Annotated in this window: 13 protein-coding genes; 9 read left to right on the top strand and 4 right to left on the bottom strand. The window is 50.1% G+C overall.

Translation table 11 applies throughout. The features are described 5' to 3' along the window. The 5 genes from NDA01_RS20215 to NDA01_RS20235 all read left to right on the top strand — a co-directional run. On the top strand, positions 1–1,980 hold a 1,980-nt coding region (locus NDA01_RS20215), incomplete at its 5' end, for a tandem-95 repeat protein (RefSeq protein WP_348229377.1). A gap of 195 nt (positions 1,981–2,175) precedes the next feature. Then, positions 2,176–7,149 carry a beta strand repeat-containing protein gene (locus NDA01_RS20220; protein ID WP_348229378.1) on the top strand — a complete coding sequence of 1,658 codons (4,974 nt, stop codon included), beginning with the start codon at positions 2,176–2,178 and terminating at the stop codon, positions 7,147–7,149. Positions 7,150–7,394: 245 nt separating this feature from the next. Next, entirely contained in the window at positions 7,395–7,958 is a 564-nt protein-coding gene (gene def, locus NDA01_RS20225; protein WP_348229379.1) for a peptide deformylase, read from the top strand. Between the two features lie 241 nt (positions 7,959–8,199). Continuing rightward, positions 8,200–8,394 carry a hypothetical protein gene (locus tag NDA01_RS20230; RefSeq protein WP_431193471.1) on the top strand — a complete coding sequence of 65 codons (195 nt, stop codon included), beginning with the start codon at positions 8,200–8,202 and terminating at the stop codon, positions 8,392–8,394. A 47-nt stretch (positions 8,395–8,441) separates the two neighbouring features. Beyond that, positions 8,442–9,824 carry a PrsW family glutamic-type intramembrane protease gene (locus NDA01_RS20235; protein ID WP_348229380.1) on the top strand — a complete coding sequence of 461 codons (1,383 nt, stop codon included), beginning with the start codon at positions 8,442–8,444 and terminating at the stop codon, positions 9,822–9,824. 127 nt (positions 9,825–9,951) lie between these two features. On the opposite strand, the gene NDA01_RS20240 is transcribed toward NDA01_RS20235, so the two are convergent. The 3 genes from NDA01_RS20240 to NDA01_RS20250 form a co-directional block, all read right to left on the bottom strand. Beyond that, complete coding sequence (locus tag NDA01_RS20240; protein ID WP_190555293.1) at positions 9,952–10,566, bottom strand: hypothetical protein; 615 nt, start codon at positions 10,564–10,566, stop codon at positions 9,952–9,954. A gap of 87 nt (positions 10,567–10,653) precedes the next feature. Further along, on the bottom strand, positions 10,654–12,366 hold the full coding sequence (locus tag NDA01_RS20245) for a CHAT domain-containing protein (protein ID WP_348229381.1): 1,713 nt from the start codon (positions 12,364–12,366) through the stop codon (positions 10,654–10,656). A gap of 95 nt (positions 12,367–12,461) precedes the next feature. Continuing rightward, complete coding sequence (locus NDA01_RS20250) at positions 12,462–14,960, bottom strand: protein phosphatase 2C domain-containing protein (RefSeq protein ID WP_348229382.1); 2,499 nt, start codon at positions 14,958–14,960, stop codon at positions 12,462–12,464. Positions 14,961–15,614: 654 nt separating this feature from the next. On the opposite strand from NDA01_RS20250, the gene NDA01_RS20255 reads away from it, so the two are divergent. From NDA01_RS20255 to argJ, 4 genes are all read left to right on the top strand, one after another. Then, positions 15,615–19,166 carry a PAS domain S-box protein gene (locus tag NDA01_RS20255; RefSeq protein ID WP_348229383.1) on the top strand — a complete coding sequence of 1,184 codons (3,552 nt, stop codon included), beginning with the start codon at positions 15,615–15,617 and terminating at the stop codon, positions 19,164–19,166. 564 nt (positions 19,167–19,730) lie between these two features. Further along, the gene (locus tag NDA01_RS20260) at positions 19,731–20,159 is read left to right on the top strand and encodes an FKBP-type peptidyl-prolyl cis-trans isomerase (RefSeq protein ID WP_190438017.1); all 429 of its coding nucleotides are present in this window, start codon (positions 19,731–19,733) and stop codon (positions 20,157–20,159) included. A gap of 250 nt (positions 20,160–20,409) precedes the next feature. Then, a complete protein-coding gene (gatB, locus tag NDA01_RS20265) occupies positions 20,410–21,894 on the top strand; it encodes an Asp-tRNA(Asn)/Glu-tRNA(Gln) amidotransferase subunit GatB (protein WP_348229384.1) in 1,485 nt (494 codons plus the stop codon). A 323-nt stretch (positions 21,895–22,217) separates the two neighbouring features. Beyond that, positions 22,218–23,558, top strand: coding sequence for a bifunctional ornithine acetyltransferase/N-acetylglutamate synthase (gene argJ, locus NDA01_RS20270; RefSeq protein WP_348229385.1), 1,341 nt, complete (start codon positions 22,218–22,220; stop codon positions 23,556–23,558). Positions 23,559–23,574: 16 nt separating this feature from the next. Here the strand turns inward: argJ and NDA01_RS20275 are convergent, their stop codons facing one another. Then, positions 23,575–24,753: a site-specific integrase gene (locus NDA01_RS20275; RefSeq protein ID WP_348229386.1), complete on the bottom strand. Its 1,179-nt coding sequence runs from the start codon at positions 24,751–24,753 to the stop codon at positions 23,575–23,577. Positions 24,754–24,961 lie beyond the last annotated feature (208 nt).

Consider the following 24,961-nt stretch of genomic DNA (forward strand, 5'->3'; position numbering starts at 1 on the left):
CTCGGCAACGGCAACTTCTCCTACCAACCGTTGACCAACTTCAACGGCTCTGACAGCTTCACCTACACCGTTCGTGATGCTGCTGGTGCCACTGCCACGGCCACGGTCAGTGTTGGAGTCAACTCGATTAACGATGCTCCTATTGCTCGCAATGACACCCTCAGCCTCAATGAAGATGCTGCGGCTACTCCTATCAATATCCTGGCCAATGACACGGATGCGGATGGGGATACGCTGACTGTGATTAGCTTCACGGAGACCACCAAGGGAGCATTGACGTTCAACAACGGCGCCTTTAGCTATCAGCCGAGCCCGAATGCTAACGGCAGCGACAGCTTCACCTACGTCGTTGATGATGGCAATGGTGGCTCTGCCAGTGCAACGGTCACGATCAACATCGCCTCTGTTAACGATTTACCAGTGGCTGTCAACGATGTCTTGACCGTCAATGAGGATGCTTCTGGCACGATCAATGTCATTACCAATGACACGGATGCTGACGGTGACCCAATCACGCTGTTCAATTTTGGTCCAGCTAGTCGGGGTGTGGTGCGCAATAACAATGGCACCATTACATACACACCAAATCCCAATGCTAACGGTACAGATAGCTTTACCTACAGCATTACAGATGGCAGAGGTGGCACATCAACCGGTACTGTGAATGTCACGATTAATCCTGTGAATGACGCTCCGCTCGCGGGCAACGACAGTGTGACCACTAATGAGGACACCCCGGCGACATTTAATGTGTTTACTAATGACACTGATGCCGATGGTGATTCGCTCATTGTGATTAACTTCACTGACCCTGGTAAGGGGAGTATCACAAGCGCAGGGAATGGCAGTTTCACTTACACTCCGAATGCCAATGCCAACGGCTCCGATAGCTTCACTTATGTGGTGAATGATGCCAACGGTGGTACTGCGGCGGCTACGGTCAACATCACTATTAGCCCAGTTAACGATCTACCGATCGCGGTGAACGATGCTGTTACGACTAATGAGGATGCGGCTGTCACCGTTAACGTATTGGCAAACGACACGGATGTAGACGGTGATTTCCTCACGATCGCTGGTTCTACACAGGGCAGCAACGGCGCTGTTACTGACAACGGCGATGGCACCTTTAGCTACAATCCCAATCCCAACTTCAGTGGCACAGATAGCTTCACCTACACGGTCTCGGATGGTCGTGGTGGCTCGGCGACTGCTACAGTCAATGTCGCGATCGCGCCTGTGAACGACTTGCCGATTACGAGTACTGACTACTTTGTAGTGGGAGAAGGTGCGTCGCGTACGCTCAGCGATACGAATCTCCTAGCCAATGACTTTGATGATGATGATCTACAAAGCAGCTTGAGGATTGTTGGTCTCGCTAGCTCACCTGTGAACGGTACTATCACTCGTGGGAATGGTGGGTTCAATTACACACCAAGGTCAGGCTTCAACGGCAACGATAGCTTTAGCTACATCGTTCGCGATCCTCAGGGTGGTACTGCTACGGGTACTGTCAATCTTGTGGTAGCTCGCAACCTAGATAGCCCGTTCATCTTCTCGAAGAGTTCCGATAACAATATCGAGAATTCGACGACGATTCCTCACGCAACTGTCTCTGCTACAGGAGATGGGACATTTGATTACTACTCATTTACAGCAGGAGGTCCGACCGCGATTCTGGACATTGACTTTGGTGTGAAAGCAACAGGGTCAATCGATACGCAACTCTTCCTCTTTGATCAGACAGGAGCTTTAGTAGTACAGAATGACAATGCGTCAACCAGTAATGGTGGCCTTGGTAGTGCCTCTGGAGCCGATGCTTACATCAAAGCAACTAATCTAACTGCGAACCAAGTCTACATTGTGGGGGTTAGCCAATCTGGAGCTGGCTTCTCTGGTGGTCAGTTATTTGGTAATCCGCCAAATCCTGGACAAACTTATACCCTGCAAGTTTCTGTTGAAGGTCATCCGTTTGTCTAATAATCTGGAGGCTATCACTCTATAGCTGTAACACTGCCTCAACTGCGATCGCGGAAGGGGCAGTGTTTCCTAGCTAGTTACGTAATTCATCAGGATCGCGAACTAGCATTTCTGGCGCTCCATCGCAAATTCCAACTATCGCTAGAGTTTGATGGAGCGCTTCGTCTTCACTTCACGCTTCAGTAGGTAAATTGCATGAGTTTGAGTATTAGCGACCTATTTGATGAGAGCTTCTATCTCGTGAATAATCCGGACGTAGCAGAGGCTGTCCGGCAAGGTTTTTTTATCAGCGGTTTTGAACACTTTATTCAATTTGGTCAGTTTGAAGTTGTCAACAGCCCTAGCCGCAACCCTAGCCCTTTATTCGATGAGGCGTTTTATCTAACTAATAACCCAGATGTAGCGGAAGCTGTTCGGCAAGGCTTCTTTCCTAACGGGTTTCAGCACTTCATTCAGTTTGGTCAGTTTGAGCTTGGGAACAGTCCAACTCGTTCTCCCAGTTTTCTGTTTGATGAGGCATATTATCTGGCCAATAACCCAGATGTCCTCTCAGCGGTTAAGGCAAGCGTCTTCAACAGTGGCTTCGAGCACTTTATTCGTTTTGGTCAGTTTGAGGCTGATACTACTCAGACTCGCAATCCAAGTATTTTTTATAACGAGCGATTCTATCTAGAACACAACTCAGACGTCGCGGCAGCTGTTGCGAGTGGCTCTTTTGCCAGTGGCTTCCGACACTTCGTCTTTTTCGGGATTAAGGAGGGGCGAACTGCGGTAAATACGCCTCCGGTTGCTGGTAGTGAGAGCTTTACTGTTGCTGAAGATACTCTTACACTCCTCCCCAGTCTCTTGGCCAATGACAGCGATCGCGATGGCGATCCATTGGTCATTGCAGGTTTCACTAGTCCTGCTCATGGGTCGCTGACGACCAATACCGATGGGACATTCTCCTACACCCCAGAGCTTAACTATGAGGGAACTGATAGCTTCACCTACACAGTAAGTGATGGTTATGGTGGTGTAGCGAGTAGTACTGTCACCATTACCATTAATCCCAGCCCAGATACTCCGGTTGCAGGTAATGACGCGTTTACTACCAACGAAGACACTGCGCTTAGCTTCACTAGCACCGAGCTACTGAGGAACGATTTTGATCCTGAGGGAGACACCTTTTTCTTCGATAACTTCGTGCAACCTGCCAATGGCACGGTCGAGGGCTTGGGCAATGGCACCTTTATCTACAATCCCAAGTCCAACTTCAACGGCACAGATAGCTTTACTTACACCATTACAGACGGCAATGGTACTACAGTCGCTGGTACCGTCAACCTCACAGTTCGTTCCGTCAACGATGTCCCCATAGCGGGCAACGATACTTTCAGTACCAACGAAGATACGGAAGTCAGTTTCAGTCGAGCTACGCTGTTAAGCAATGACACGGATGCTGATAGCAATCCCATTTTAATTACGGGCTTTACTCAGCCACTAAACGGTAGGCTCGTTGATCTTGGCGGCTCCTATATCTATACCCCCAAGTCCAACTTCAACGGTACAGATACCTTCACTTACACCATTACAGATGGTCGCGGTGGTCATACAACTGCTGTTGTGACTCTGAACGTTAACGCGATTAATGACGCACCGATCGCGGGTAACGATATTATTACGACAAACGAAGATACATCGGTTACCTTTACTCAGGCCAATCTGTTACTTAATGACAGCGATGCTGACCAAGATACCCCTTTAATTACTAGCTTCTCCCAACCGGGACGGGGAGTACTAGCGAGTAGTAATGGGAGTCTTACATACACACCTACCGCCAACTTTAGTGGCAGTGATAGCTTTACTTATGCCGTTACTGATGGCAAAGGTAGTTCTACGACTGCTACTGTCACCCTAGTCGTCAACTCAGTTCAAGATATTCCTGTTGCCAACAATGATGCATTCACGACCAGTGAAGACACAGAGTTACTCATTACTCCTAATGAGCTCCTTAGAAACGATAGTGATGCAGACCAACAGCAACTGCTAATCAATAGCTTTGGTCCAGCATTAAATGGCGCTATCAGAGATAACGGCAATCAAACCTTTACTTACACTCCAAGCCCTAACTTTAACGGTTCTGATAGCTTCACCTACACCATTACAGATGGTAGTGGTGGAACCGCGACTGCTACGGTCAACGTCAATGTTACGTCAGTCAACGATATTCCTGTTGCAAGTAGTGACGCAGTGACCACGAATGAAGATTCGTTGGTTTTAATTACTAATGTACTCGCTAACGATACAGATGCAGACCAAGACGCGATCGCAATTATCAGCTTCACTCAGCCTAGTAGCGGTACAGTAGACAGCCGCAACAACGGTTCGTTTAATTACATACCCAATCCTGACTTCAACGGGTCTGATAGCTTCACCTACACCATTAGTGATGGCAGGGGAGGCAGTACTACTGGCGTCGTCAACATCACGGTTAACGCGGTGAACGACCTGCCCATTGCCAATAGCGATACGGCCAGTGCTAATGAAGATACACAAGTCACAATTGTCAATGTCCTAGCCAACGACAGTGACATTGAGGGTGATACCTTTTTCCTCAGCAGCAGTACCTCAGCTACTAATGGTCAATTAATTGACCAGGGAAATGGCACTTTCCGCTACACCCCAAACACCAACTTCAACGGCACAGATAGCTTTACCTACACTATTACTGATAGCAACGGTGGCTCTGCTTCTGCCACAGTCAACATCACGGTTAACGCGGTCAATGATGCTCCGATTGCCATCAGCGATACAGCAAGCACCCCTGAAGACACCCAGGTCAACATCCCTGTCCTGACCAATGACACGGATGCAGAAAACGATGTTCTGAGTGTTAGTAATTTCTCGCTGGCGACCAAAGGCAGCCTGAGCCAAAACAACGGCGTCTTCACTTACACGCCCAATGCAAATGCGAATGGCACAGATAGCTTCACCTACACCATCAGTGATGGCAATGGCGGCTCTGCCTCGGCGACGGTCAATGTCACTATCACCCCAGTCAACGATGCTCCGATTGCCATCAGCGATACGGCAAGCACCCCTGAAGACACCCAGGTCAACATTCCTGTCCTGACCAATGACACGGATGTAGAAGGCAATCCCCTTTCGATTACAGGGGTCTCTGTCAATCCCACCCGTGGCTCTGTGGTCAGCAACAACGGCGTCTTCACTTACACGCCCAATGCGAATGCGAATGGCACAGATAGCTTCACCTACACCATCAGTGATGGCAATGGCGGCTCTGCCTCGGCGACGGTCAATGTCACGGTTAACGCGGTCAATGATGCTCCGATTGCCATCAGCGATACAGCAAGCACCCCTGAAGACACAGTGGTCACGATTAATGCTTTTGCTAATGACACGGATGCAGAAAACGATGTTCTGAGTGTTAGTAATTTCTCGCTGGCGACCAAAGGCAGCCTGAGCCAAAACAACGGCGTCTTCACTTACACGCCCAATGCAAATGCGAATGGCACAGATAGCTTCACCTACACCATCAGTGATGGCAATGGCGGCTCTGCCTCGGCGACGGTCAATGTCACTATCACCCCAGTCAACGATGCTCCGATTGCCATCAGCGATACGGCAAGCACCCCTGAAGACACCCAGGTCAACATTCCTGTCCTGACCAATGACACGGATGTAGAAGGCAATCCCCTTTCGATTACAGGGGTCTCTGTCAATCCCACCCGTGGCTCTGTGGTCAACAACAACGGCGTCTTCACTTACACGCCCAATGCGAATGCGAATGGCACAGACAGCTTCACCTACACCATCAGTGATGGCAATGGCGGCTCTGCCTCGGCGACGGTCAACATCACGGTTAACGCGGTCAATGATGCTCCGATTGCCATCAGCGATACAGCAAGCACCCCTGAAGACACCCAGGTCAACATTCCTGTCCTGACCAATGACACGGATGTAGAAGGCAATCCCCTTTCGATTACAGGGGTCTCTGTCAATCCCACCCGTGGCTCTGTGGTCAACAACAACGGCGTCTTCACTTACACGCCCAATGCGAATGCGAATGGCACAGACAGCTTCACCTACACCATCGGTGATGGCAATGGTGGCTCTGCTGCTGCCACAGTTAATGTCACCATCACCCCAGTCAATGATGCTCCGATTGCCAACAGTGATACGGTCACAACTAACGAAGACACAGTAGTCACGATCGCAGCCCTAGCGAATGACACTGATGTTGAGGGCAACACTCTGTCAATTACCGGAAATACCAATCCTGCGAACGGCTCCGTTATCAGCAACAACGGTACCTTCCGCTATACCCCGACGACCAACTTCAACGGCTCTGATAGCTTCACCTACACCATCAGTGATGGCAATGGGGGAACTGCTTCTGCCACAGTCAATATCACGGTCGCTGCTGTCAACGACTTACCCAAAGCTTCGGCTGACCTATTAGTAGTAGATGCTACGACTTCAACCACCATCATTCCTGGTACCTTGTTAGCCAATGATACGGATGTTGAGGGAACCCTAACGATCGCCAGTACCACCCAGCCAACCCGTGGTAGCTTGGAGGCTAGACCTGATGGTACCTATGTCTACAACGCTACTAGTGGCGCTAATGGCAGTGATAGCTTCACTTACACGGTAACTGATGGTGCAGGCGGCAATGCGACAGCTACAGTAAATCTGATCGTGGCTCAGAGCATTGATTCTAATTTCTCCTTAGCCGCCAACGAAAACATCACTGCTGCTACCACCATTCCGCACACCTCTGTCTCAGTTAGGGGAGATGGCTCCTTTGACTACTACTCGTTTATTATCGGTAGTGCCTCAGGGCAAGGTTCTGTCCAAGGTATCTTTGATATTGACTTTGCCGATCAGGGTGGTACTGCGGCTTTGGATACCGAGATATTCCTCTTTGACAACAGGGGGACTCTCTTAGCAACAAATGATGATGCTGGTAGTCCTGATGCTGGTAGTTCGTCCTTGAATGATTCATATCTGACCTATAACTTTAATGCCCCAGGGCGTTACGTTATTGGAGTTGCCAAGGTTGAGTCAACCAACACCATTGGCAACGGAATCACGGGTACACCGCTCACGGCGAATGATAGTTACACGCTCAATGTTTCCATCGAAAACCATTTCACAGTTTAGAGTGAGGCCACTGGAAACCAAGCTGACTTCAACCTGCTCTTGAGTAAAGGTTGAATTGACAACTAGTTTTAATTGAGAAGAGGTGTGGCCTACCACACCTCTTTTGTCTTTAAAGCAATCCCAGTTCAGCCGAGTGCGATCGCAAATTAGGCATTTTCTACCCAGGCAATCCAGAGCAAGGGTTGATAAGATGAATGTAAAGCGGAATCATTCCGGAATTTAGCCCTAATTGCGAGCATACGTTCATGACTTCTGAGGTTCTTGTCGAAAAGAAAAAGTTAGATAATCCGCCTCTAGAGATTCACCATCTTGGCGATCGCGTCTTACGTCAGCCAGCAAAGCGAATTAATAAAGTGGATGCAGAAATCCGCGATTTAGTACGTGAAATGCTCCAAACCATGTACAGCGCCGATGGCATTGGGTTGGCTGCCCCCCAAGTAGCTGTGCAGAAACAGCTGATTGTTATAGATTGCGAACCAGATGACCCCACTAATCAAGCACTGATCTTGATCAATCCCAGTGTCAAGCATATGGGCCGCGATATTTGTGTAGCTCAAGAAGGCTGCCTCAGCATTCCGGGGGTTTATCTAGATGTCAAACGGCCTGCGGCAGTCGAGGTGTCTTATAAAGACGAGTATGGACGGCCACAGAAACTAACGGCAACTGGACTACTCTCTCGGGCGATTCAGCATGAAATGGACCACTTAAACGGTGTGTTATTTGTAGACCGAGTTGAGAATGGCCTAGCACTCAATCAAGAGCTGGCTAAGTATGGGTTTTCGGCTCAGGCTGTGAAGCCTGTTGCTTAGGGCGATTGGCTAAATTCGGAAATGACGCTGTAGCCTCTATGAGAGTTTTCTACGTGAGCTTGTACGTGAACCTGCAAATCTCTCATAGAGGTTAATCGTAATCACAGGACCAAGCCCAGAGTGTTGCTGAGTTAGTGATTGACCGAAGGGCTATTTATAGCTCAGCCCTAGATTCTTTAAGCATTAGTGACTGATTGCATTTATTCTTTACTATTGTTGCTTGATTAAAGGTTGAATAGCATTGACCCCGAAAAGTGGTGTATTCTTGGGCGGTTCTTGTGTAGCCGCGATCGCTGCGGTTGGCTCTGTATTTGAGCTATCTTCTGGAAAACCAGATCTAGGTGGACTAGTCACCGGCGTTATTCTGGCCATTAGCATCCCGTTGACTGTAGTCTTTTTCTTGGCAGCGGTTCGAGATGCCAGGGCAAACCAGTGAAAGTGTGGCAAGATAAGCCTAGCTTTTAAAATCCAGCCTTCGTGACGATGACGGATCAGGCTCCTTACGTCGCCTTCCTCTGGCAAGTTCCTTCTCCAACTTCTATAGAACGGAATTCTCCTTGCTACCCGTTGTCGCGCACCCAATCAATAACGGTTGGACGAGATACTTATTGCCAGATTGTCCTAGACTCAAATTTGTTTGGGATGGTGTCACGACGGCATGCTCAAATCCGTCCCATCCTCAACTTCAAAACTCAAGTTCAAGAACCGCTCTGGGAAATTTGCGACCTTAATAGCGCCAATGGCACTTACTTAAATGGACAGCGCCTACAGGGGTGCCAAGTTTTGCAGCTCGGCGATCGCATTGTGCTCGGTGGTAATGGCCCAGAATTTATTTTTGAGTGCCATTTAGTCGAGCCTTCAGCCGCTTCCCATTTAGCAGTGGTGCCACAGCCTAGCCATGCCGCGCCCTTCCAGTCTGCTGCCACCGCACCGCCCTTAAGAAGCCCTCGGTTAGTAGCGACGGACTCGGTCACTTTAACGCAACTATTTCCTATTCTTTCGACTGGAAGAGAGCTAGCGCACAAAGCCTACTTAGTTCCTGGTATCGTCACAGTCGGCTTTGTCGTGCTTATGTTTGCCGCAGTGGGTCAGCCAGTCGCCTTTAATCTGCTGCTTGCTACCTATCTAGTCGGGGCAGCTTACTATCTCGTTTATCAGCTCTGCGGTAAAAGAAAGCCGTGGTGGGTGCTACTAGGGGCTCTAGGCGTCATGGTGCTCATTTTGCGGAGTCCCATTCTATCGACCTTCATTGTGCTGTTTCGCCAAGTGCTTCCCGGTCGTTTACCAATTCCGGATGAGTCTACTAGTTTTCTCAGGCTCATCACTAGCATGTTCTTTGGGGCTGGCTTGATGGAGGAGCTGCTAAAAGCTCTGCCCGTCCTGCTAGCTTACGGGTTCGGTCGCTGTCTGCGATCGCCCTGGCGAGAACAAATTGGCGTTTGGGAACCTCTAGATGGCATTTTACTGGGCACCGCTGCCGCCGCTGGATTTACGCTAGTAGAAACTTTGGGCCAATACGTTCCAGACATTGAGCAGCAGTCTAGTTCCCTAGAAGGTCTCCAACTCTTAATTCCACGAGTTCTGGGCTCTGTGGCTGGTCATATTGCTTACAGTGGCTACTTAGGTTATTTTGTGGGCCTCGCTGTGCTCAAGCCTAGAAAACGTTGGTTCATTCTCAGCATCGGCTATCTTACCGCAGCGATCCTGCATGCTTTATGGAATGCAGCTGGTACCATTAACGCTCTACTGCTGATGATCGTTGGAGTTGTCTCTTATGCTTTTTTGGCAGCAGCAATCCTCAAGGCTCGACAACTGTCACCGACACGCTCTCAAAACTTTGCTACTCGACTTTCCAAGTCTCCTTAGCCTTTGAACTTTTAGCTCAGTTCGCCCAGTTGGGCGATGATGCAGTTCTCAGAGGATGCTTGAATAGAATCATTGAAAGCAATCTTTTATACCTAAAACTCAACGGAGACTATCAATGCCTAGCTCATCATTCACAACTCTCATCAGTTTGAGCGCTGTCAGTTTGATGCAGCTGAGCCAAAGCACAACGAGCGATCGACAGGCTCAGACGGGCCTGCTCCAGTTCTGATAGCTCTTCCCAACTTACGGGTCGCACTGCCTTAAGCGTAGACTCCACAACTTCAGTGGTTTCTGCTTCTACCCCCCGCATCGCATAAGCCAGTGGACGTGCTAAGACTTGCAGGTCATCAGCATCCCAATTAGGTAAGCTTTGCTGCACGCACTGAACTAGCTGCTCAGCTAGAGACAAATTGCTAGCAACCACCTTCTGAGCTTGCTGCACAATCGCGTTTAAAACACTTTGAGGAGCCCAGGTAGCAAAACGCTGCGATAGAGAATTTTGTGCCCAAATTCCATCTAGGCGAGCGAAGAAGTCCTGCGATCGCGCTGCTACTTCATCCTCAGGCCAGTTATCTAGAGAAAATCCTTGCTCTAGCTTTTCCAGATAGGACGCTGCTTCCGGGTCTGCGATGTTCCAAGGGTAAGGCGTATCAATGCTCAGAGTAGCCTCTAGCAAATCATCTAGTTCAACTTGGAATTGAGAGTGCTCGAAATAGTCTGAGTGCATAGTTCCGTTTCTCATCGTGCTACTCCTGATTGCATTTGACGTGGGTAGCTACACGCCGATTTTTGGAAGTTCCGCAAGCGATTGAAATTTAGGCCAATTGGCTTAGATGTGGTTTTCCTCAGAAGTTGGGCGCTCGATCAAAAACTCTAACGCTTGCCCATTAGGATTGCCAAATTTTAGCTGAACTCCAGAGCGCAAAGAGACTTCCTGTTGGTGGATTCTTCGCCAGCCATTTGACCCTAAAATGAAAGTCCCATATCGAGACACATCTTGCAGGATATAAGCTGGCTGGTTATCTGGCTGATCTGAAGCATCTCGATAGAAAATTTTGGCATGGTACCGAGAAACTCCAGCCTCTGGTAAAACCAAATCATTATCTCCTTGACTACCTACCCGAATTACTCCGTCTCGAATTGGCCAAGCTTTCGGTGGAAGTCCGGTTAAGCGTAAAGAAGCCATTGGAATCCGCGGTCTAATGTCGCTAGGAAATCCTTCTGGCGGCAGCATGGTGTTGTTGCCTTTATCTTCTTTAATTTCCTGACCGAACTGGATACTACCCTCCGTGTGGATCAATCGACCATCAAATTGTGGATGCATATACAGAACTGGCAAGGTCCAAGCAGGCTGATTAAATTTGTACAGCATTAAAAGATGCTGTCTTGCCAAAGCTACTGCCCGATCGATCGGTTCACTTTTTCTCAAGGCTTGGGCGAAGGAGCGGATAAAACTCAACGCTTCTTGGTCTGTAATAGAGTCGCGCATGCCTAAAACCGCAGGGACTCCATGATGAATTAGGACTTCTGCCAGACTGCTGCGTGGAATTGGTTGGTCATTGGTGTGATCTGGCTGAGCACCCCAGCAAGCATTAAATACTGCGAGAGTAACGCGGCAACGAGTCAAAACTTGAGCTAATTCGGTACCATTAAGCCCGTTTCCCGGACCCAACAACAGCAAGCCACCGTCAGGTGCAGGTACCCCGTGCCCTGCATAAAAGAAAATGTTGTATTTTCCTGTTTCCAGGTGCTCAATTAGCTGAGCTGGAGTGGGCTGGATCAGAGTGTCTACGTGGGAGCGCACTGCTACTGTTTGCTGACCGCCTGTGTCTGAAACCTCATGATTGGTCAGAATTTCTTCCAATGCAGCGGCTTCTTGTTCTAAATTCAGCACTGCTGGGTATGGGACTGCAGCCCCATACCCAACATTTTCAGACTGATTAGAGGCTGTATCTGTGCCTTGTCCTAGAACCAAAAGCACCTTGAGGGATTGCTCCATCCGTAAAGCTGGCAGCGATTCTACTTCACTAGTCGTGCGGCTAAACAAAATCTGATCACTAGCGATCGAAATCACTGATCGGCCCATCTGGGATTGCATGATTTCCCAAGGCAAGGCAATCAATTCAGGGTCGCGAATCTCTAAACGCAATCGCAGCGGTGTGCCTAGCCCAAAAGCCATACCTTGGCTACGATTGATGCTAGCTTCTACCGGCCCGTCAAATAGCCATTGCCACAAGTTGACCCCTAAGTTCTGCATCAAGCGAGCCCCATAGGGTAGGGCGTTGGGTTCTGGTGTAGAGGCTGGAGGCGATGTCGCTGGTGGCACCGAAGAGACATGAGGCACTTGCGGCAGACCGCGCAGAGAGAACATTTCCTGCCAAGCTTGCCAAGCTTGCGTTAGCGTGTCAGGCCAAACGCAATCGTGTAAGACGTACCCACTCGGGTAGGGGGCATTGATAACCCAGATTACATATCGATTTGTTCCTGAAGCTGCCAAACGCTGAATGGACAGGCTAAGGCAAGGAGTTTCTGACACAGGCATTCAAAAACCGTAAGTTGTAAGAATCTGAGCGATCGCTAGTTTTCCTATCAGTCTATCTGGTCTTGGGAGAGTTGAGTTCTGACAGCAGAGTCCATTTATTCTGGAGCTGGCGATGGGCTGGGGGCAGTAGTAGGGGTGGGTGTCGGAGTTGATGGGGGATTGCTACAAGCTCCTAATTGATTTAGCGAAGGTGAATTAGGCTCAATCAATGGCATTAAAACTGCTTCTTCAATCCAGCCACTGGCTCCAGGTTGCAGAAAGCGATCACCGAGTGACGGGGTTGTCGCGCGGTTGGAAGGCGAGGCGGTAGGAATGGGAGTTGCGGTTCTTGGAGACGGGGATTCCTGAGCGTTCGTGCCACTAGGAATGGAGCAAACTTTTAATTTGACCCAACTGCCTTGAGCGGGAATGACTTGCTTGCTCAAGACTTGCAGTAGTCCTCCTGCGGGAACTAACTGAGCTGTTGCAGCATTAGGAGCGCGATCACCTGATGCAAGACTGGATGCAACGCCTGATTCAAGGTCAGGTGCAGTTGTAGAACTACCCGGTTGAGGTTGCAATTGAATTGATCCGGTTTCGCGATCGCTAGCAAGCCCTGAAGTGGGTTGACGAATTTGAATCAAAGTCCCTGGGGCCAAGGTGAGCGACGAGACAAGGGGCGAGGGATTCGGTGAAGGCAGGGTAGAAATAGGCGTACCAGGGTTTACTTGCGCTCCATCTGGTTGGGGAGCTCGACCCAGTAGTGGATCGATGCGACGACTAACCCCAGGCAAAAGCAGATAAGCAAGAACGCCACCTAGACCAACCAACAACAGAATGCCTAGCAGCAGTAGGGCTCCATTCGGAGAACGTCGTGGCGGTAAGATTTGAGTTTTTAGGGTGGACGGAGCTGCATTCAGCACCTGAGTGGGTGTGTCAGTCACGATCGCCGTGGGCTGCCTAGTTGGGGGGAGGTCTAGATCCGGTGACTCCGTCAACAAAGACGCTGGCAATTCTGCGATCGCTTCGGTATGCGTCACTTGGTAGTAGAGCAGGCCGACAGTAACGTTGTCATGCCCATTTCGCATGTTGCCAATTTCGACCAGGCGTTGGCAAGCAGTGGCCACATCCACCTTACCGTCCAAAATTGGCAGAATTTCGGTTTCCCAGCATTCCTCAACGCGATCGTTCTCAGTCAAGCCGTCCGAACAAAGTAAGAAGACACCCGCTTCATCCAGAATCAAACGCTGCACAGTCGGATGCAGCGTAGCTGAACTACTCATGCCTAGAGCTTGCACCAGCGAACCTGCAACTGGTTGCTGTACCGCATCTCGGTATAAGGCATAGCCCAAGCGCACTTCCCGCGAAGCGACATCGTCATCTACTGTGAGCTGATAACAACCAGTTCGGGTAATCCAATAGACGCGGCTGTCGCCAATATGAGTGATGTAAGCTTCATGACCACGGGCCAACGCCATGACTAAAGTGGTGCCCATGCGTTGGCGCTCTAGCCGTCGCTCTTGGTCGTTGCGCTGACAAATTAAATCATTGGCAAGACAGACAGCCTGCTCCAGTTCTGCCATTAAGCTATCTGGGTGTTGCAGAGCTACGTCCAGTTCTAGAGCCTGAATTCGTTCCTGAACGGCAGCGATCGCAAGGTTAGAAGCAACATCCCCTCCTTCATGGCCACCGATGCCATCACAAACCAAGGTCAGGGTTTTGGGCGTTTCCCCAGGATGCAATGGCACTGAGAAAGTAGTACCACTCGCTGGGTAGCAGGCATCTTCATTGCGTTGGCGACTAGGGCCTTGGTCAGTGCGCGTAGCAATCTGGGCCAAACGAGCTTGCGATCGCCCACAAACAACCAAGCCTCGGTCTAGTTGAGCAGTCAGTTGTTCGGGCGTACGAATCTGCCCTTGAATCATTTGATGACACAAGGCTGCTAGAAAACGCGCAATTTCAGGCTGGGCCGTCGGTGCCCACTGCAACCATAACTGTCCGAGTTCCCTCAAAGTAGGAGCGGATTTGTGATCGCTCTGTAGTTCCAGCAGGCGTACAAGGGGCCCTTCCACTCGCAATAGTTGCGGCTCGACTAAGCTAGAAGCTACCCTTTCACTACTAAACGGCTGCCATAACTGCGAGATTTGCCACAACCAATTCAGTTGTCGGATTGCCGGGGCCTCTGGCCACACATCAGCTAAGGCAGGGAACAGTGGATGCGATAATTCGGCTGCACTCTGGCTCCAACGCCTCGTCTCTAGCGGAACTTGCTCTAGCAGCACCACTGGAGCGCCCTTTTCCGTTTGCACTTGCCCATATACCTGGGGAATATGCAGTTGATACGGAAACAACCTTAGATAAGGGGCGATCGCGTCGGAAATATCACTGGGTAGATCGGGGAGCAGCCCTGGCTTAGTGTCGAATAAAACTCGGCGGCTTTTTAAGACATAGCGATCGCCTAAGACATCTCCGATTTGATAAGCATCAACACCCGTCCCTACAGCCCAGAGATACCGTTTGGGCAGCGAGGAGCGGCATTGTTGGCAAAAGTTGTACGCCTCCGTATTGAGCGTCTGACAAATGGGGCAATAAATGGGTGCCGTAGCATGGTTCATGAATGGTCCTACCAGAGCCACCAAAGGGGCGCAGCCATAATTTGCGAGGCTAACTGTTGCTGTGTAACTGTTGCTATGGATTGTAACGTTTGCTGTTCACTACATTAGCTGGTTCAGGTGTGCGAACAGCGTCGTCATCTCACCATCTTGCCCCGATCCAGGGGGAGGGAGCTTAAATGAGCTTAACTCTTGAGGCGTTAGTGCTAAACAATCAGGGTAGAAACCCTGACTACGTATGAACTAGCGGATGAGAGGTAAGTTCCATAGGACTTCACTAAAGACAGAAGACAAGGCCCGCCTCAGTTTATACCTTGTTACTTAGATATTAAAAACATGATGAATAACTCATTAATTAAAGACAATGAACAATCACTTGACTGACTGGCTTAACTGGTAGCAACGAATTTACTTCCATCGCCGACAACTCTACAGCCAATCTAGTTAGCGCCCTGAGCTATTTCTATTCAATCCTGAGCTGACTCCACCTTAAAGGTTGGATTGGGAGAGTTTGAGAGATGAGCTCTAACTCTAATTGGCTTGTCTTATAGAGCAGTGGTCAACCTTTTATGACTTTTGTGCCCTCACAAATCGTCTATACCTTTGAAGGTGCTTCTGGAATGATTCAACTTCCCCTGCTACCGCCTGTACAGAACCATGCTGCCAGTCTACCGTTCACTATTCCTGCGCTATGGGATTGCTGTCCTAGGAGTAGCATTGGCTCTACTTCTGCAATCTCCGCTAGCTGATTTATTAGAATCACAAGTTCCATTTTTATTGCTATTTAGCGCGGTCATAGCCAGCGCTTGGTATGGTGGCTTCGGTCCTGGAATGGTCGCCACTCTGCTAGCCACCTTGGGCTGCGCTTATTTTTACGTTGCCCCGTTTGATTCCTTGACATCGCCGTCTTCAGAGCAGGCTTTTGCCCTGGGTCTCTTTGCGGTAGAGGGAGTTTTAATTAGCCTACTGAGTGCCGCTCTCCACAGAGCCCAGAAGGGCACAGAAGTTTTTTGGCTGAGATCAAAGCAGCACCAAGAAACCCTGCGCCGTAGCGAGGAACGGTATCGACTGCTAATCGAAAATGTCAAAGATTATGCCATTTTCATGCTGGATACACGGGGCCGAATTACGAGTTGGAATCCAGGAGCCGAGCGGATCTTAGGCTACAAAGAAGCTGAAATTTTAGAGCAGCATTTTTCTTGCTTTTTTACGGCTGAGGATGTGCAGCAGGGCAAGCCAGACCAAGAAATTAAGCAAGCGATCGCCGAAGACCAAGCCGAAGACGAACGCTGGCATGTGCGAAAAGATGGTAGCCGTTTTTATGCCAGTGGCATCACTACGGCCTTACGCGATCGCTTTGGGCGCTTACGGGGCTTCTCAAAACTGATGCGCGACATGACCGAGCGTAAACGCACCGAGGAAGCCCTTCAGGCAGCCCACGACCAGTTAGAAGCCGAAGTAATTAAACGAACGGCTGAACTTTCCACTACTAACTCAGCCCTAAAAGAGCAGATTTCAGAGCGCTTACGCACAGAAGCTTGGTTGCGCGATGACGCTGAGCGGCTGACAGCCATTATTGATACCCAACATGACATCGCCACCGCAGAGCTAGATTTACTGCGCGTCATGAACTTAATTGCCGAGCGAACGCAAAAGATTACCTCAGCTACAGGCGCGGTCATTTTGCTACCCAACGGCGAAGACATGGTCTATCGAGTTGCCAGTGGAACGGCAGCGCCTTACGTGGGCTTGCGAGTCAAAGCTGATACCTGCTTTTCTGGACAATGTTTTCACACCGGGGAAATTCTACGATGTGATGACGCTGAAACTGATCCCCGGATCAGTCCGGAGGTTTATCGGCGGGTAGGTGCTCGCTCGATGATTGCAGTACCTTTACGCTACGAGCGCCGAATTGCCGGGGTACTGAAGGTTCTATCTCCTAACGTCAATGCTTTTAGTGAGCAAGACACGCACACGCTCCGCCTGATGGCAGGCTTCATTGCAGCAGCAGTAATGCATGCCGCTGAGTTTGAAGCCCGCCAAGCGATGGTGGTAGAACACACGACCGCGCTAGCTGCCCTGCGTGAAAGCGAAGAGCGCTTTAAGGGAGCCTTCCACGATTCAGCGGTAGGAATGGCCTTGATCGCCACAGATGGCCGCTTCTTGCAAGTGAATCGTTCTCTTTGCCAAATGCTGGGCTATTCAGATTCAGAATTGCTCAATACCAACTTTCAAGCGGTCACCCACCCAGACGACTTAGACAGAACCTTAATTTTTGTCTGTCAGATGCTGACTGGAGAGATTCAGGCTTATGAGATGGAAAAGCGCTATCTCCACAAGCAGGGACACGTTGTTTGGGTATTACTGAACGTTTCGCTGGTGCATAATTCTCAAGGCGAACCTGTACATTTTATTGCTCAGATCCAGGATGTTACGGAACGCAAGCAAGCTGAGGAGGAACGAGCCCAACTGATTTGTGAGCAAGCAGCCCGCGCCGTAGCCGAAGCCTCAGAACAACGCTCGACATTTTTAGCCGAGGCCAGCGCGGTCCTATCTGCCTCCTTGGATTACGAAGCCACGCTGATCAGCCTAGCTCGGTTGGCAGTACCTTATCTAGCCGATTTGTGTGTCATCGACATGGTGGAGGATGGGGAATCGCTGCGGCCTCTGACGGTGGCTCATATTGACCCTGCCAAAGAAGATTTAGCTCGCCAACTTCAGCAATATTATCCGCTGCGACTCAGCCACTTGCGCCCCGTGCTCCAAGCTCTACAGACGGGAGAATCTCAACTACTGGCTGAGGTGTCGGAAGCGGCGATCGCTGACTCCACCACCGATGCTGATTACCTACGGCTGATCCGCTCCTTGCACCCCAAGTCGGTCATGATTGTGCCCTTGATCGCGGCTGGGCGCGCTATTGGGGTCATTTCTTTCACCATTTCCGAATCTCAGCGACACTATAACTCGGTTGACCTCACCCTGGCTGAAGACTTAGCTCGGCGGGCAGCCTTAGCCGTGGACAACGCCAGACTTTACCAAGAAGCTCAAGACGCGAACCGGACGAAAGACGAGTTTCTTGCCACGCTTTCTCACGAGTTACGCACTCCGTTGAACTCGATTTTGGGTTGGTCCCGGTTACTGGGAAGCCGCAAATTTGATGAAGTCACTACAGCGAAAGCCTTGGAAACCATTGAGCGCAATGCCAAATCTCAAGCTCAACTAATTGAAGATATTCTAGACGTTTCGCGGATTGTGCAAGGCAAGCTACAACTACAGGTTCGCCCTGTAGAGTTAATCACAGTCATTACGGCGGCGACTGATGCAGTGCGTCCCGCAGCAGAGGCTAAAGGCATCAGCTTGGAGCCAAAGCTAAACGAGGCGGCAACTCAAGTGTTAGGAGACCCCGATCGCCTGCAACAAATTGTCTGGAATCTGTTGGCCAATGCAATTAAGTTCACTCCCAGGGGTGGTCAGGTAGAGATTAGTCTGGAGCTGATCGACTCCTGCATTCAAATTCAGGTCCAAGATACAGGCCAAGGTATTCCGGCGGAATTTTTGCCCCACGTCTTCGATCGCTTTCGACAAGCAGACAGTACCAGTACGCGATCGCATGGCGGTTTAGGCTTGGGTCTGGCGATCGTGCGGCACCTGGTCGAGTTGCAGGGAGGAACAGTCAGCGCTGCAAGTCTTGGAGAAGGACAAGGCGCAACCTTTACAGTCAAGCTGCCGCCTCTAGTTCTGTCAGCTTCCGACCCAGAACTTCCGCCTTCCACGCACTGCTTGCTGGAGGGCATCGCCAATGCTTTAGAGTCCTCCATTTTAAAGGGCGTGAGTGTCTTAGTCGTTGATGATGAGAATGATGCCAGAGAACTGCTACAAACGATCTTGGAGCAATCTGGAGCCAACGTGACTGCTGTTGCTTCTGTCGCCGAAGCGATCGCCGCTTACGAAAATCTTCAACCGGACATTCTCATTAGTGACATTGCCATGCCAGGGGAAGATGGCTATGCCCTGATTCATAGAGTCAAGACCCTGGAACATCACCCAGTCAAACCGATGCCTGCGATCGCCTTAACCGCTTATGCCAGAGAAGAAGACCAAGCTCAGGCATTGAGTGCGGGATTTCAAATGCATTTTGCTAAGCCTGTAGAGCCAACTTCTCTCGTTAGCGCTCTCGCGAATCTACTCGGTCGAACTGTCACGTCTTGAGTCAATTTGCTAAGTCTCTGAAACCAGGCTGAAGCCACCCCAGAATTGATAGAAATCTTGATAGGTACTTAAGGCAGCGATCGCAGTGAAATATCTAAATTATTAAATAGATTGTGCCCCAGCAATTCCTCTTTGAGAAATCAAAATCCCTGTATTTCTTTGTAACTTTAATAACAAGCTAAACTGTAAATCAACTTTTGAGCTTTAGTTGCGATAAGTAGCTTTTATACACACTCAAGATAGCTTCCCAAGAGGTTTCCACGACATAAAAGGAACCAAAAAATTCTGAGCCACCTGAGTAAAACGGCACCTAGTAACACAAATCAATCAATTCTGACAAAATTTCTTTAGCTTAGCCTGCGATTTGATCCGAAACGGATTCAACAACCTCGGCTCTTAAAAAGTACCGATTTAATTATTAAATTGACCCTAAAATGAAGCCGATTAACCACTCCATCCGCTAACGTTGGAAATTAAGCCCAAGGAGCAAAGTTCCAGCCTGGACAAAAACAGTGTTAGCCCCTCCTTATTGGCACTGCAAGACTAGAAACGCGAGATTAAAAAATGACACAAGCAAAAATTGGTGATACTGTAACTGTTCACTACACAGGTCGTCTAGATGATGGCACTGTATTTGATTCCTCGACTAATCGTGATCCACTACAATTCACTCTTGGTCAGGGCGATCTAATTCCTGGTTTCGAGAAAGCCGTTGTCGGCATGGCTCCCGGAGAATCTAAAACCGAGAAAATTCCAGTCGAGCAAGCTTATGGCCCTTACCGCGAAGAAATGGTCGTAGAGATCGATCGCCAGCAGATGCCGGAAGATTTAGAGCCTGAGGTGGGTCAACAGTTGCAAGTTCGCGAAGAAACCGGGGGCGTGATTCCAGTAGTGATTACGGATGTCAATGACGGCACTGTGACTCTAGATGCTAATCACCCTCTGGCGGGCGAGGAGTTAACTTTCGATATTCAACTGGTAAATATTGCCTAAGCTCGTCATCCTAATGGTTTAGACAGATTTCCCTCGCCCTTCCGGCTCTTTAGACAAGAGACCTAACCCCAGCCCCTTCCCTCAAGGGAAGGGGAGCTAGATTCAAAGTCCCTCTTTGCTCCGGAGAGGAGTTTGGGGAGAGGTGGGCACCGAACCATTGATCTAGGACAAAAGCTCTGGCAAAACGCCGAGTGAGGCGCTGCGGGGCTACAATAGAGCCAAATTGTTGCATCGCTGCAATCTGTATCCCATGACGACTGCTGCTCCGGTTAAAACTCAGTACGAAGCGATTATTGGCCTTGAAACCCACTGTCAGCTCAAAACTGACACGAAGATCTTTTGCAACTGCTCCACCGAATTTGGCGGTGACCCCAACAGCCAAATTTGTCCAATCTGCATGGGTATGCCAGGGGTGCTACCAGTACTGAACCAGAAAGTGCTGGAGTACGCGGTTAAGACAGGCACGGCGCTCAACTGCCAAATTGCTCCCTTTAGCAAATTCGATCGCAAGCAGTATTTCTATCCTGACTTACCTAAAAACTACCAAATCTCTCAGTTCGATTTACCGATCGCTGAGCATGGTTGGCTAGAAATTGAGCTGGTAGACTCAGACGGCAACCCAGCCCGTAAGCGCATCGGCATTACCCGCCTGCACATGGAAGAAGATGCGGGCAAACTGGTCCACGGCGGCAGCGATCGCCTAGCGGGTTCTAGTTTCTCCTTGGTTGACTACAACCGCACCGGAGTCCCTCTCCTAGAAATTGTTTCTGAGCCAGATTTACGCACAGGCCAAGAAGCGGCTGAGTATGCTCAAGAACTCCGCCGCATTATTCGTTATCTCGGCGTGGGTGACGGCAATATGCAGGAAGGCTCCCTGCGTTGCGATGTCAACGTTTCCATCCGTCCAGTAGGGCAGGAAGCGTTCGGCACCAAGGTCGAAATCAAAAATATGAACTCTTTCAGTGCCATTCAAAAGGCGATTGAGTACGAAATTGAACGGCAAACTCAAGCGCTAGCCACTGGAGAGCGAATTGTTCAAGAAACGCGTCTCTGGGAAGAAGGCTCTCAGCGCACCATTAGTATGCGCGTCAAAGAAGGCTCCAGCGACTACCGCTATTTCCCTGAACCCGATCTGACTGGGATCCAAGTTACCACGGAACAGCTAGAGCAATGGCGCTCAGAACTGCCAGAACTGCCTGCTCAAAAGCGGCATCGCTACGAAACCGAGTTGGGCTTGTCCGCCTACGACGCGCGAGTTCTGACCGACGATCGCAGCGTGGCTGAATATTTTGAAACCGCGATCGCCGCCCAAGCTAGCCCCAAACCAACGGCCAACTGGATCATGGGCGATATTGCCGCCTACCTGAATGCCAACAAGCTCAGCATTACCGAAATTGGCTTTAAACCAGAGGCACTGGCAGAACTCGTCAAGCTGATTGAAAACAACACCATCAGTAACAACGCCGGGAAGGAAATTCTGCCCGATCTACTGGCTAATGGAGGTTCTCCCGCCAAAATTGTCGAGGAGCGCGGCTTAGCTCAACTCTCTGACCCTGATGCGATCGCGGCCATTATTGATGAAGTGATTGCTTCCAACCCCAAAGAACTAGAGCAATACCGGGGTGGTAAAACCAAGCTGTTAGGCTTCTTCGTCGGTCAGGTGCTCAAGAAGACGAGTGGACGGGCCAACCCTAAACTAACTAATCAGTTGCTCGCTCAAAAGCTGAACCCATAACCCTCTGTTCAACGGAACTCACCAGGGATCGTCCGCGTCGGATTAGACCCTGGTGTTTTTTTTGGATGAAATTTTGATGAGGGGTGTCACCCCACACCCCCTTAATGGCATAATGTGATAAGTAGATGCACCCTGATGGCGGGGAGAGTCGCTACAGACTCTCCCTTTTTCTTTGGCAATTTGTCATTGTTGACCATTTAGGGGCGAGCGCACTGAATTTTGCACCCAAGCAGACGAGTTTTGCACCTGCCGAATGTAGTGAAGTAATAGCGCCCAGTTGATATAATCCCCTTTCAAGCGTCTCAGTGGTGGGAGGAGGAACAATGTCAGATTGGCGAAAAATTCCCGGTGGAATCACAGCGCCGCGAGGCTATCGGGCTGCGGGAATAGCCGCTGGATTGAAACCTTCTGGCTTACCCGACCTAGCTTTGATTTTGTCGGAGGCGGAGGCGATCGCGGCAGGCGTTTTTACTACAACTCAAGTTCGAGCCGCCTGTGTGGACTACTGCCGAGAGCGCTTACAAGTGAAGGGAAGTGCCCAAGCCATTCTCTGTAATGCAGGTCAAGCAAATGCCGCTACTGGCTCCCAAGGTTGGATTGACGCGATCGAGAGTGCCCAAAGTTTAGCCCAAGCCCTGAATATTTCTTCAGACTCGATCTTGCTAGCCTCGACTGGCGTGATTGGTCAGCGTATCCCCATGTCAGCCTTGAAAGCCGCGATTCCGCATCTGATCGCTGCTGCTTCTGATCAAGGCTCGGACCATGCGGCTCAAGCGATCGCTACGACTGATCTCGTCACTAAATCGATCGCCCTAGAAACGACCCTGCATGGTCGTCCGGTACGGATCGGGGGTATTGCCAAAGGGTCTGGCATGATTCACCCCAACATGGCGACGATGTTAGCGTTCGTCACCTGTGATGCCGCAGTTTCCCCACCCCTTTGGCAAGACATGCTGAGTCGCGCCGCCGATCGCAGCTTCAACCAAATCACAGTCGATGGTGATACCAGCACCAACGATACTCTGCTAGCTCTCGCCAATGGTCAGTCGCGCACACCTGCCATTACCGAACCTGGCCCCGATGCGGACAAGCTAGAAGCCATGTTGACCGAGGTTTGTGTCTATTTGGCTAAGGCGATCGCCCGCGACGGGGAAGGAGCAACTTGCTTAATGGAGGTGCAAGTCTCCGGTGCGCCTGACGACAGCTCGGCTCGGCAAATCGCTCGCACGATCGCCGGTTCTTCCTTAGTAAAATCAGCTATTTTCGGCCATGACCCGAACTGGGGTCGCATTGCTGCTGCTGCGGGTCGTGCGGGAGTGTCTTTTGGTCAGGAAAATCTGCAAATCAAGTTAGGTGACTTTTTACTGATGGAACAAGGCCAGCCGCTGAAGTTCGATCGCGCGGCTGCGAGTGCCTACCTGAAACAAGCAACAGCCAAAGAGATGCTACCGTCCGATGTGGTCAGCACCGAGGTAAGTAATGACTTGATGGTGATGAAAAATGGCGAGCTAGTTCCTTTCCCTCGCATGACTACCAGCGAAAGCCAAGCTCAAAACGTCGTCACAATCTCAGTCAGCATCGGCAATGAATCTGGCTCTGGCACCGCTTGGGGGTGCGACCTCAGCTACGACTATGTGAAAATCAACGCCGAGTACACCACCTAACTGTTGAGTGGGGGAATTAACGTAGTGGCGCTTTGAGCTGAGTCCGGTTCAGAGCTGCTTCTACCGCTTGCTGTTGGTCACGTCGCGTCAGCCACTGATGGTAGGTACGGGTGTGTACCGTGACGGAGTGCCCCATCATCCGAGCCGCGACAGTATCTGGCAGACCAAAGTGGATCGTTCTGACCGCCCAGGCGTGGCGCAAATCGTAGGGTGAGAAGGGCACTTGATAGCGGCGAAATTGGGTCGTCACTTGTTGCCCAACTCGTTGCAGTGTCGTGCGGTTGAGATCAGTGTCTACGGGAGGCAAGCAAATGCTGCGGAGATCGAATTGCTCGATCCATTCAGGGAAAAACGGCCAGACTTCATGACTTCCAGTCTTGGTCGTAGACAAGACTTGAATCGTGCTCGCCGCATCCCCTTGGCTTAAACCAGAATAATCAGAAAAAAATACTTCGTGGTTTCGTAACCCATAGGTCGCCATAATGCCATAGACAAATCGCCACGCTGGGTTAGGAATTTGCTCAAACGTTTTGACAATCAGCTCATCAGACGGGAGTTCTCGCGCTTGAGTTTGATTTGGGCTATAGCTGCCCCAGAGGGATTTTAGGTCAATGGGCAACTCTAAATTGAGAAACTCTGCCAAGGCACTTAGTGCGGTACAGCAAGCTTGACGACTGCGAGACTGGTCATCGGTTGAGCGCACTGTGGCGTAAATTGCTTCGGCCAAACTAAATTTGGGATGCTCTTGGGCGATCGCAACTAATTTTCGCAGATAAGGCGCATAAGTGAAGCGCCAAGTAGTTTTGGCGGAGGCTGAGTTTTTTATTCGCTGCGGCTGCATCAAGAAATGTTCTTCAAAGACCTGAATTTGTTCTGGCAAATCTAGGTCATACAATCGGCCTCCGCCAGAGACAGCTAAATAGTGCCGCCAATCAAACGTCTTTTGAATGAGTTGAGCCGCGATCACCTTAACTTCCTGTTCTGCCTGCTTCAATCCGCTTGGGGTAGCGGGTAATCCCAAAACCAGTCGTTGTTGGTGAGGGCGCAGACGTGAACTATCCGGTCGAGGGGGCAGAGTACCCCGCAAATTTAACTTCTGTCCCCGCCGCTCAATTTGCAGTCCCAACTTTGCCGCTTTGAGGCGTTGATTTACTTGAAGAATTTTCGCATCAAGCGCTTGATTGGCATCAGTCATGGCAAACTTAATAGTTAACAGGAGTTGTAAATCTTTTAAGAACTTGAAATATATAGCAGTCCTAAATAATTTATGAAATTGACGGCTTGTGAGGGGTGCATCTTTCACAACCCCTTTGGGATCGTCATACATACTTTAGTGATTAAAGTTGGGTATTTAGCACCGTGATGTCAAACGGATTTAGGAAATTAATTGTTAAAATCAGTAA

Source organism: Trichocoleus desertorum AS-A10, from assembly GCF_039962155.1.
In the GTDB taxonomy this organism is placed as follows: Bacteria; Cyanobacteriota; Cyanobacteriia; order FACHB-46; family FACHB-46; genus Trichocoleus.